The sequence below is a fragment of the Faucicola sp. SE7633 genome (assembly GCF_059264685.1).
The window spans coordinates 1-10,345 of record NZ_JCADBW010000041.1; the positions used below are offsets into that span (position 1 = coordinate 1).

Genomic DNA, 10,345 nt, shown 5'->3' on the forward strand with positions numbered 1-10,345 from the left:
CCATTTTCATCTTTTGGCAAAGATTGTGCTAATGTGTGTAGCCAATTTTCAACTATCACACGGTTACAACTACCTTCAAAGATAACAGGAGCAATAACTTTAAAATCATTTAATCGCATGGCTCCGATTAAGTTTAAGCGTTTTCCCTTGTTAGCTTCAATTTTGGCATAACAAGGTTTGCCAATAGGCGACCAACTGCGGGTGTAGTATTGCCTTTGATAAAATCCTGTTTCATCCATAAATAGGATGTTGTCAGCGGTAATGCTCAAGGTTAATAGCAATAAACCTAGCATTAATTTAAACCCAATTTGCTTTAGTAAATCGGCTTGCTTAAAGAGCGGGGTCTTTTTTTAAAACTCCATTTGATTCGACGTAAGGTTTGTAAATTTGGCTTGGTATTCCCTTGTTCTTGATAGAGCTTTATCCAGTCATTAAGGGTGTTGCGGTTGATTTCAAACAGCCTGGCTGTTTGGCTTTTGTTGCCTGTCTTTTGCCAGTGGTTGACGGCTCTGTCTCGTAAGTCTTGGTTGTATATTTTGGGCACGGTGGTATTGGTTTAAAATGCTTATTATATTACAGTTTTAACTATAGATTACACCTTATCGCAGCCATCTGCGCATGCCGCACCCAGCGACACGTATTTAGGCGACAGCGCAAACCACTGGGCTTGGCTGATAGGTGTGCAAGGATTACAGCAAAATTACGCTTGGTATTTTGGCAAGCACGATGACCGCGAGCTCGCGTCACCATATTGGACGGATTTAGATAGCCTTGTGCATTATTCGGACAAACCATTGCCACGCTGTTTGACAATTACCGCAGGCCACAGCCCCTTGCGCGATGAAAATTTGGCATTTCATGCGCTGCTTGAACAGGCAGGTTTTACGGCACAGTTGGCGAATTTTGCCGCCATGCCACACGGCTTTTGGTACTTACCAACGCAATGCGCCCACGCTTACCAACAGCTCCACCGTATAACCGGGCAATTTTGCCAGACGACTGATGTTTAAAGGTTTGACGGCGATAAATTTTGCGTCTAAAAAAAGAGTAACCCCACTAGCACATCTTCGGCACACTTGAAAACTGCTACCGTTGCTACCTTCCGGTCCTGGCGGGGTTCACAGCTGCAAATTGCGAAGCTACCAATGGGGTTACTAGATTGCGATTATAAAACGTTTGGCGCAATTTAGCAAGCTATTTGGACGAGTTATTTGCTTGCACTGGCTTATTTACTCATACATATTGCCAAATTTTGATTACAGGTTTGCTGTCATTGTTGGGTGTATCAGTAACATAAATTTTGTTACAATTTAGCCGTAATTAAGCCAATTTTATCTAAATTTAACAACTTGAGATCCCACGATGCGTCAATTTTCTAACTTAAATATCCGGTTTTTAGCCAGTGCTGCCGTATTGGGCATGTTATTACCTACCGCCCTACCTGCACAAGCTGCGCCAATTCCGACCGCAACAACTACTATGCAAAATAACACCCTTCAATACGGCTTGGTTAGCTTTGCCGCTTCTGCCAGCCGTAAGGTCGCTAATGATCAAATCAACGCTAGTCTATCAAAAACCGCGCAAAATAAATCTAGTGCTGAGGTGCAAAACCAAATCGCTACCACGCTCAATCAAGCCATGGCTATCGCGCGCAAATACCCACAAGTGCAAGTCACCTCAGGCAACCAAGCCACCTACCCACAGTACGACAAAAACCAAAAAATCATCGGCTGGACGGGCAACGCCACGCTGAACCTAAAAAGTACCGATACGGTAGCAGCAAGCAAGCTAATTGCCGATTTGCAAGCCTTCATGACAATGGACAATTTGACCTTTACAGTATCTGATGCCAAACGTAAAGAAGTTGAGCAAGCCTTGATGGTCGATGCATCGCGCAATTTTCAGCAGCAAGCCACTGCTCTGCTACCTGCTTGGGGTGCACAATCATACCAACTGGTGAATGTTGAATTTAATCAAGGCAATGAATACTATCCACGCGCACGCGCCATGCCAATGATGGCAATGGCGAAAATGGAAAATGCCGTTGCTGATCAAGATTTTCAAGCTGGTGATACCAGTATTACAGTGACAGTCAATGGCACAGTGCAGCTAGTACGCTAAATGCTGAACAAGTTAAGGGCTTGACAAGCAAACAAGCAAAAACGGTTGTCATCTTTAGCAACCGTTTTTTATTAACGAAAAATGCTCAGTTGGTGTTACGCCGTACCAACATTTTTTGGTACCAGGGTAAACGATTGTAAGCAGCTTGTTCGGCAGCGGCTTGGCGTTTTTGACGCAGTAAAGCGGTATTTTGCAACACATAAAACGGGCGGCTGGTACTGGCAACCACCGCGCCTTTGACGTTTTGGATCTCTACCGTCAAGGTATAATGCTCAGGCACAAAATCCAACGTGCTGATTTGATAGTGTGTGTCTTGTGTCGTGGCAATGTGCTTGCCATTGACACGATACACCAAACGATCACCTGGCTTTAGACTTGGACGCACTTCAACGGCAATATCAATACTTTGCGCAGGGCGGCGATACACCATATCCGCGGCAGGCGATTGAATCGCTATCTGATAATCACCCTGCTGACTTATGCGCGAATTTGGATCATTAGACCGCGCATCCGTAGTACGATTGTTGCCAGACACAGTTGGGCTTGGGTGGGTGTTATGACTGACGCTTGCTGTATTTTCGCTAGTCAGGGCGTCCATCAAGGTGATTTTTTGGCTGTCTTGGCTGTGATGATAGGCGGTGGTTGGGCTGTCAGTATACGTCACGTTGCCTGCGCTATCAACGCTGCGATAAACCGCCGCTTGCACAGGTATCACCGACCCCATCGTAGCCGCAAGGACAACCGCCAATACCCACCCACTAACTTGAGATAAGGGAAAATCGCGAACAGTTGGCATGGTATTGTCCCTTTTTTACGTTTTTATCATTCGTTGCCGTAAACCTGCGACTTCAGGCGGTGGATATAAGGCAATTGTTAAATGCGATGAGTTTTGCTATACTCATCTCACTATATTCAATGTCTTACATTCCACAGTTAAGTTAAGACTAAATTGCGAGTACGCAGTAACTTAACTGGTAAGACGTTTCCAAACACACACTTAAGCTAATTCGTGTCTATGACAATCCTAACGGTAGGATTAGCTTAAAATAAGAACCTAAGATGTACGGTGTGTCGTACGGGCGGTTGCCATTGTCTTAGGTTTGCGGTGGGGCTTCACCGTCTTGCAGAAGGAATCCCCGAACGATAGGGAGGGGAGGAAGTCAATGAAACCACGATTAGCAGCTATAGTACATATCAAATTCAATCGGGTGTACTGTGACGTTATAACGCTGTACTTCTTCGGTTTTAAGCTCAATGTATGCGTCGATCATGGCTTGACTAAACACGTTGCCTTTGAGCAAAAACGCATGGTCGTCTTTTAGGGCTTGTAAAGCGACTTCTAGGTTTTCTGCCACGGTTGGGATCATGGCTTCTTCTTCAGGCGGCAGGTCATATAAGTTTTTGTCCGCTGCTTCACCAGGATGGATTTTATTTTGAATACCATCTAGCCCTGCCATCAATAGCGCGGCAAAACACAAATACGGGTTTGCCGCAGGGTCAGGAAAACGCACCTCAACGCGTTTGGCGCGTGGGGTTGAGACGTATGGGATACGAATTGACGCTGAGCGGTTGCGCGCAGAATACGCCAGTTTAATGGGTGCTTCATAGTGTGGCACAAGGCGTTTGTAGCTGTTGGTTGATGGGTTGGTGATGGCGTTGAGCGCGCGGGCGTGTTTGATGACCCCACCAATAAAATACAGCGCGGTTTCTGACAATCCAGCGTATTCGTCACCTGCAAAGGTGTTTTTGCCATCTTTAGAGATTGAAATATGCACGTGCATGCCTGAGCCGTTGTCACCCACGACAGGTTTTGGCATAAAGGTTGCGGTTTTGCCGTATTCATGGGCGACGTTGTGCACCGCGTATTTAAACTGCTGCACTTCATCGGCTTTACGCACCATGGTGTTAAATGACACGCCAATTTCCATTTGGCACGGTGCCACTTCATGGTGATGTACCTCAACACGTCCTGGTCCCATCATCGCTTCAATTGCGGCGCACATATCGGCGCGCATATCTTGCGCTGAATCCACAGGTGGTACGGGGAAATATCCGCCTTTGACGCGTGGACGGTGCCCTGAGTTACCCCCAGCGATGTCCTTATCCGTGCTCCATGCGGCCTCATCGGCATAAATGGTGTGGCGCGCGCCTGACATGTCAATCGACCATTTGACTTCATCAAAGACAAAAAACTCAGGCTCAGGGCCAAAAAATGCCGTATCACCAATGCCTGTTGATTTGAGGTACGCTTCAGCACGACGCGCGATAGAGCGTGGGTCGCGGTCATAACCTTGCAAGGTATCAGGTTCGATGACATCGCAGCTCACCACCACGGTGGTTTCACGAAAAAACGGATCAATAAACGCGGTGTCAGCATCGGGCAGCAAAATCATATCCGACGCTTCAATCCCCTTCCACCCTGCGATGGATGAGCCATCAAACATCTTGCCTTCTTCAAGCACGTCTTCATCCACGTCATGCGCAGGAAAGCTGACGTGGTGTTCTTTACCCAGCGTGTCGGTGAAGCGAAAATCCACCCACTTTGCGTCACTAGATTGGATAAGGTCAAGCAGTTTGTTGCTCATGCGAGGTGTCCTGTAGCGTCCATCACGGCGAATGCTGTATGCGGTTGTGTGCGCGCAATGCCAATGTTTAAATTCAAACGCTTAGTTTATGCCGTTTTGGACAATTTAACAAGTCTTGACAATCACCAAAACACGCCGCTTAGCCAGCCATTAGCCGCCACAGGCACGCTGATTTGACAAGCTGATTAAACATGATTAAACCCATGGATGCGCGCGTTTAATAATCCTCAATATTAACACTCCCTACCCTTGTCAATTTTTTGCTACAATATGCAGCCTAAAAACTTGTCACGTTTTATCCATTGGGTTTGGTCAGCAAACTGGCTAAATACGGGTAAAACAGGTTGGGTAACGGAAAATTTTAATAGTGATGTTAAAATGGCTACGCAAATTCAAGCGCAAACGCAAACTCAAGCCGCGCAAACAACCCTCCCTACTCATTTTAGCGATCTTGTTCGCCTTATCGACACGGGGCAAACGCTGGACGAAGCGCAAACGCAAACGCTGATGACGGGCGCGCTGGCGCAGGTGCTCAATGGCATTGATTTGACGCGTGCGCAAATGCGTGCTGTGATGCTTACCATCATGCGCGGACAATGCGGTGATGCCACGATGGGTGCGCTGTTGGCAGGCTTGCGTATGAAAGGCGAGAGTATTGAGGAAATCACTGCCGCCGCCGAGGTCATGCGCGAATTGGCATTGCCCGTTGAGCTTGGCGATACGCCACACGTGGTGGATATCGTCGGCACGGGCGGTGATGGCGCAAATTTATTTAATGTCTCAACTGCGTCAGCGTTGGTGGCGGCAGCGGCAGGTTGCCATGTTGCCAAACACGGTAGCCGTGGTGTTTCCACCAGTTCAGGCAGTTCAGATTTGTTACAAAAAGCTGGCGTACGGCTGGATTTGCCTGTTGAGGCGGTAACGCGCTGTATTTGTGAGCAAGGCTTGGGCTTTTTGTTTGCGCCCAATCACCACACCGCCATGCGCCATGCTGCAGGGGTGCGCCGTGAGTTAAAAGCGCGCACGCTGTTTAATATTTTAGGGCCTTTGACCAATCCTGCCCGTGTACGTCGTGCGGTGATTGGTGTATTCAATCCTGCGCTGTGTGAGCCATTGGCGCACGTCATGCACAATTTGGGTGCAAAGCACGTCATGGTGGTGGGGTCACTGGATGGTTTGGATGAATTATCGATTGCCAGTCCGTCGCAAGTGGCTGAGCTTAAAGACGGGCAGGTGCGTGTGTATCACCTTGAGCCTGAAGACGTCGGCTTGACATCGCAACCGCTTAAAGGCTTGATGGTCAATGGTTCTGGCGAAAGTTTGGCATTGATTCAAGCCGCGTTTGCCCCTGCTACCAAGTCCATTGCCAGCGATCAAGCCAATAACACAGCCAACAACAAAGATGCGATTGCCCAAAAAGCTGCCGATATGATCGCGCTCAATGCTGGTGCGGCAATTTATGTTGCAGGATTAGCAGATAGCCATGCCGAGGGCGTGGTACGCGCCCAGCACGTCTTAGCCAGTGGTGCGGCGGCGCAAAAACTGCGCGCGTTTGCTGACTTTACCCAAGCGTTAGCACCCGACACGTCACCAACCTGAGCTTTTTTACTGTTTACTTTTAACTATCAGCCAAATCATAACCACCATGCAGCCGCAACCGCCTTCTATTTTACAAAATATCATTGCCACCAAACAACGTGAGATTGTCGCTGCCACAGCGCAGATGAGCTTTCACGACCTTGAGCAGCAAGCACAAGCTGCAAGTCCCGTGCGCGATTTTGCCGCCAGCCTGCGCCAAGATGGTGTACGCGTGATTGCCGAAATCAAACAAGCCTCACCCTCAAAAGGTATCATTTGCCAAAACTTTGATCCCGTACAAGCAGCACAAGGCTATGCCAATGCAGGTGCAGCGTGCTTGTCGGTGCTGACTGACCGCGAGTATTTTAAAGGCGCAGATGAATATTTGCAGCAAGCGCGTGCGGCGTGTGATTTACCTGCTCTGCGCAAGGATTTTATGATTGCGCCGTACCAAATCGTGCAGTCACGGGCATTGGGTGCAGATTGTGTGCTATTGATTATGGCGTGTTTGTCGGACGCGCAAGCGGCAGAGCTGTACGCGTTGGCACTTGAGCTTGGCATGAGTGTGTTGATTGAGTGCCACGATGCGGCGGAAGTGGAACGCGCCTTGCGCCTGCCTGCCCATCGCCAAACCGTATATGGCATCAACAACCGCAATTTGCACACGTTTGTCACCGATCTTGCCACCACCGAACGCCTGCGGACTTTGTTTGCACCCGAGCAGCTGTTGGTCACCGAAAGCGGTATTCACAGCGCGGCAGATGTCGCGCGCATGCTAGCGCATGGTATCAATGGCTTTTTGATCGGTGAACAGTTTATGAAAACCGATGATGCAGGCGCGGCATTGGCGCAGCTGCTCAATGAAGTCAGTCAATGACTGTAACTATTTGATTTTTTTAATTTTTAAATTTGGGTGAAATATGGCAAATTTATTTTCTAAAGAAGCACAAGACCAACTCAAAGCCTTTAAATCTACCTTGGCAAAAACCCACGATGCCGAGCCATCCGCAGCAGATGCCAAGCCCGAGCAAGCACCTGTGTTGCCAAGCAAACAACAAATCGCTAAGCAGGTCAAGCGTTATGATAGCGAGCACTTAGACAATGATAAGGTGCTGTTCATGCAAGCCATGGCAGGGGTCACACCCCTCAAAGACAGCAACCAAGCGACTACCAACACGCGCCGCACGGCAAAACTTGATGCGGCAACCCTTGCCAAACGCGCCGCTGCTGTTGGCACAGACGAGGACGCAGGGCACGCGCTGTCTGATATGCAGGCATTGCTAAACCCCGTGGCTAGCGAGGCGTTTTTAAGCTACAAAGTGCCAACGCTGCCAAGCAAAACTTTTAATCAACTTAAACAAGGCAAATTGACGTGGTATGACGCGGTGGATTTGCACGGCGCAAGCATTGATGAGGCGCGCGAAGCAGTGTCTAAGCTGATTGTACAAGCGCGTGCTAAGCACGAAAACTGCGTCAAAATCGTGCATGGCAAAGGCACGGACAGCATTTTAAAAACTTGTGTCAATGGCTGGCTGCGTCAAATCAGTGATGTGTTGGCATTTGTGTCGGCGCCCCCTGCGCAAGGCGGCACGGGTGCGGTCTTGGTACTACTCAAAAAAGGTGACAGCAGCGATGACGCAAACCACGCCAAAGGCAACCAACGCCGCTAGATACCACTGGGCGTAAATATCGTTGGGCAACTGATCTACCCCAGTTAGCTCGCCAATCACTCAACCTCGCCGATTGCCAAACATCGCCATCAAGTCCTGATGTTGCTAGGCAGGTGTTTGGCTTTTTATTTGCCCAGGCTTAAAACAATTTTTCATATAATTTGTGTGTGGCTGGCGGTTATTTTTTGTATAATAAGCCATTTTTGATGATTTGATAGCAAGGTATGGGCGGTGCTCATACCTTTTTATCTTTTTGTGGTTTAAGCGGGCGTTGTGCCTGCTTTTTGTTTGGTATATCAGCATGGGTTTGGCAATGCGACAACCTATGACGGGCATAGGAGAGTGGTCGATTGAGCACAACGATAAAGCAACCTACCGCGGTCATGCCGCGTAATTTGGTGTTGTGGCATATTATCATTATTGGGCTGGCGTATATCCAACCGATGACGGTGTTTGATACGTTTGGGTTGGTGGCGCGTGACAGCGGTGGGCATGTGCCCACGTCGTATATTTTTGCGTTGGTTGCGATTTTGCTGACCGCGCTAAGCTATGGGCAGATGATTCGTAGCTATCCGTCATCGGGTTCGGCATATACTTACGCCCAGCGCGCGATTCATCCAAACGTCGGTTTTATGGTCGGTTGGTCGTCGTGGTTGGATTATTTGTTGTCGCCAATGGTCAATATCATTTTGGCGCGGATTTATTTGGAGGCGTTGTTTCCCAGTGTCAATCAATGGACGTGGGTGATTGGGCTGACCGCGTTTATGACGGGGATTAACTTTTTTGGGGCGCGTTTTGTGGCGCGGTTTAACAGTAGCATTGTGTTTATTCAGTTGGCGGTGATTGCGTATTTTACTTACCGCGTGTATATGCTGCTGGCGCAGGGGCAAAACGTTGAGGGCGCGATTACGCCTGCTCAATATCAGTTAGGTAGCCTTGAGCCGTTTTGGAACAGCATGACGCAAGTGGGCGCGCTGGTGACGGGGGCGACGATTTTGTGTTTTTCGTTCACGGGGTTTGATGCGCTGTCTTCACTGGCTGAGGAGACCAAAGACGTTAAGCGCACGTTGCCACGGGCGATTTTTTTGACGGCGCTGATTGCTGGTATTGTGTTTATCATCAGCACGTATTTTATGCAGATTTATTTCCCCGGTGACCCAACCCAATACTTCAAGGCGATTGATGAAACCCAGCCTGAGCTGCTTGGCTATGTGTTTGCTGAGGGCGTGAAGTCGATGATTTTGTACTTTGCCATTGTCACGGTGATGGCATCGGGCATTTCGGCACATGCAGGGGTGGCGCGTTTGATGTATGTGATGGGGCGTGATGGTGTGATTAATCGGCGCATTTTTGGGCATATCAGTCCACGCTTTTTGACACCCACTTACAATATTTTGATTGCAGGGGCGGTTGCGCTGACGGCAGGTATTTTGACGTTTGAGCAAATCGCCAATTTAATTAGCTTTGGTGCGCTGACCGCTTTTAGCTTTGTCAATATTTCGGTGATTGCGCAGTATGCGGTGCGTGAAAAACGCTACCACACGTTTGGTGATATGCTCAAATATGTGGTGTTTCCGCTGCTTGGGTTTGCCTCCGTGATTGCTATGTGGCTTGAGGTTGATGCCGAGGCGTTGCAGGCAGGCTTGATTTGGGGCGCGATTGGGGTGGCGTATTTGGCGTACAAAACAGGCGGCTTTAAACGCCCTGCGCCTGTACATCATGAGTTTGATTAATGGTTTTGGTGTGTAAAAAAAGCCGCGCCACGGTTTGGCGGCGGTTTTTTGTGCCGATGGTCGGCTGTTTTGGCTACGCTTGGGCAAACAAAAATTTGTAAACCTACTTTGCAATAGATAACATTTTTGCTACATTAGCATACATTGACACCGAACAATACAACAGGGTTTACGCGACGTGTAAGCCCTTTTTTTGTTGCTGGCGTTTGTCAAATCTGGCTTCGGGTTGGTTAAGGGATTAAACAAGGGGGAATCATGGCGGAAGTCATCAATTATTGGCCATTGCTCGGTATTTTGGTTATTGTGATGGGTTTTTTGCTGCGTTTAAATGCCGCGTTGGTGGTGTTGGTGGCAGGGATTGTGACGGGGCTACTTGCCGCGTTGCCGATGGATGAGATTTTAACCAACCCCAGTTCGACATAAGCCATAGCCTAACTCATTGAAAGCTATCACAAACTAAGCAACCTGCGGTAAAGAATGCCCAATCAGCACATTCTTTAGTGTAGGTTTCTTGGCTTGGTGGCAATAAGCAATCAGCCCTGCCAATAAATTAGCCATAAACCCAGCAGGGCTACGATGTCTTGAATGCTCAATATGGCAAATATGCTTTAACTCATCAAACACCGTCTCAATCAAGAAACGGCGTTTGAGTAATCGC

General features: G+C 48.5%; 12 protein-coding genes and 1 other RNA gene. 7 read left to right on the forward strand and 6 right to left on the reverse strand.

Features of this window, described 5'->3' with window-relative positions; all coding sequences use genetic code 11:
* On the reverse strand, positions 1-293 hold a 293-nt coding region (locus AC5L4R_RS10200; protein ID WP_494473793.1), incomplete at its 3' end, for a transposase.
* 20 nt (positions 294-313) lie between these two features.
* A complete protein-coding gene (locus tag AC5L4R_RS10205) occupies positions 314-544 on the reverse strand; it encodes a helix-turn-helix domain-containing protein (protein WP_082987736.1) in 231 nt (76 codons plus the stop codon).
* 136 nt (positions 545-680) lie between these two features.
* Between AC5L4R_RS10205 and AC5L4R_RS10210 the strand changes: the two genes are divergently transcribed.
* A complete protein-coding gene (locus AC5L4R_RS10210; RefSeq protein WP_494473792.1) occupies positions 681-1,010 on the forward strand; it encodes an alpha/beta hydrolase fold domain-containing protein in 330 nt (109 codons plus the stop codon).
* A gap of 41 nt (positions 1,011-1,051) precedes the next feature.
* Here AC5L4R_RS10210 and ffs read toward each other — a convergent pair.
* An RNA gene (ffs, locus tag AC5L4R_RS10215) (signal recognition particle sRNA small type) lies at positions 1,052-1,148 on the reverse strand.
* A 214-nt stretch (positions 1,149-1,362) separates the two neighbouring features.
* Here ffs and AC5L4R_RS10220 point away from each other — a divergent pair.
* Positions 1,363-2,121, forward strand: a complete 759-nt coding sequence (locus AC5L4R_RS10220; RefSeq protein WP_494473791.1) for an SIMPL domain-containing protein — start codon at positions 1,363-1,365, stop codon at positions 2,119-2,121.
* An 85-nt stretch (positions 2,122-2,206) separates the two neighbouring features.
* Here the strand turns inward: AC5L4R_RS10220 and AC5L4R_RS10225 are convergent, their stop codons facing one another.
* Both AC5L4R_RS10225 and glnA read right to left on the reverse strand, forming a co-directional pair.
* Positions 2,207-2,917 (reverse strand): DUF4124 domain-containing protein, encoded by a 711-nt coding sequence (locus AC5L4R_RS10225; RefSeq protein ID WP_494473790.1) that lies wholly within the window; start codon positions 2,915-2,917, stop codon positions 2,207-2,209.
* A 379-nt stretch (positions 2,918-3,296) separates the two neighbouring features.
* Positions 3,297-4,706, reverse strand: a complete 1,410-nt coding sequence (gene glnA / locus AC5L4R_RS10230) for a type I glutamate--ammonia ligase (protein WP_494473770.1) — start codon at positions 4,704-4,706, stop codon at positions 3,297-3,299.
* A 378-nt stretch (positions 4,707-5,084) separates the two neighbouring features.
* Here glnA and trpD point away from each other — a divergent pair, with 378 nt between their 5' ends.
* The 5 genes from trpD to AC5L4R_RS10255 all read left to right on the forward strand — a co-directional run bounded on the left by trpD (position 5,085) and on the right by AC5L4R_RS10255 (position 10,110).
* Positions 5,085-6,305 (forward strand): anthranilate phosphoribosyltransferase, encoded by a 1,221-nt coding sequence (gene trpD / locus AC5L4R_RS10235; RefSeq protein ID WP_494473771.1) that lies wholly within the window; start codon positions 5,085-5,087, stop codon positions 6,303-6,305.
* A 46-nt stretch (positions 6,306-6,351) separates the two neighbouring features.
* Positions 6,352-7,161 carry an indole-3-glycerol phosphate synthase TrpC gene (gene trpC / locus AC5L4R_RS10240; RefSeq protein ID WP_395144816.1) on the forward strand — a complete coding sequence of 270 codons (810 nt, stop codon included), beginning with the start codon at positions 6,352-6,354 and terminating at the stop codon, positions 7,159-7,161.
* 43 nt (positions 7,162-7,204) lie between these two features.
* Positions 7,205-7,954 carry a Smr/MutS family protein gene (locus AC5L4R_RS10245; RefSeq protein ID WP_067055782.1) on the forward strand — a complete coding sequence of 250 codons (750 nt, stop codon included), beginning with the start codon at positions 7,205-7,207 and terminating at the stop codon, positions 7,952-7,954.
* A gap of 383 nt (positions 7,955-8,337) precedes the next feature.
* Positions 8,338-9,687, forward strand: a complete 1,350-nt coding sequence (locus AC5L4R_RS10250) for an APC family permease (protein WP_494473772.1) — start codon at positions 8,338-8,340, stop codon at positions 9,685-9,687.
* A 255-nt stretch (positions 9,688-9,942) separates the two neighbouring features.
* On the forward strand, positions 9,943-10,110 hold the full coding sequence (locus AC5L4R_RS10255; protein ID WP_494473773.1) for a 5-oxoproline transporter, DUF969 family subunit: 168 nt from the start codon (positions 9,943-9,945) through the stop codon (positions 10,108-10,110).
* Between the two features lie 33 nt (positions 10,111-10,143).
* On the opposite strand, the gene AC5L4R_RS10260 is transcribed toward AC5L4R_RS10255, so the two are convergent.
* Positions 10,144-10,345: transposase (locus tag AC5L4R_RS10260; protein WP_494473774.1), on the reverse strand; the 202-nt coding region annotated here is incomplete at its 5' end.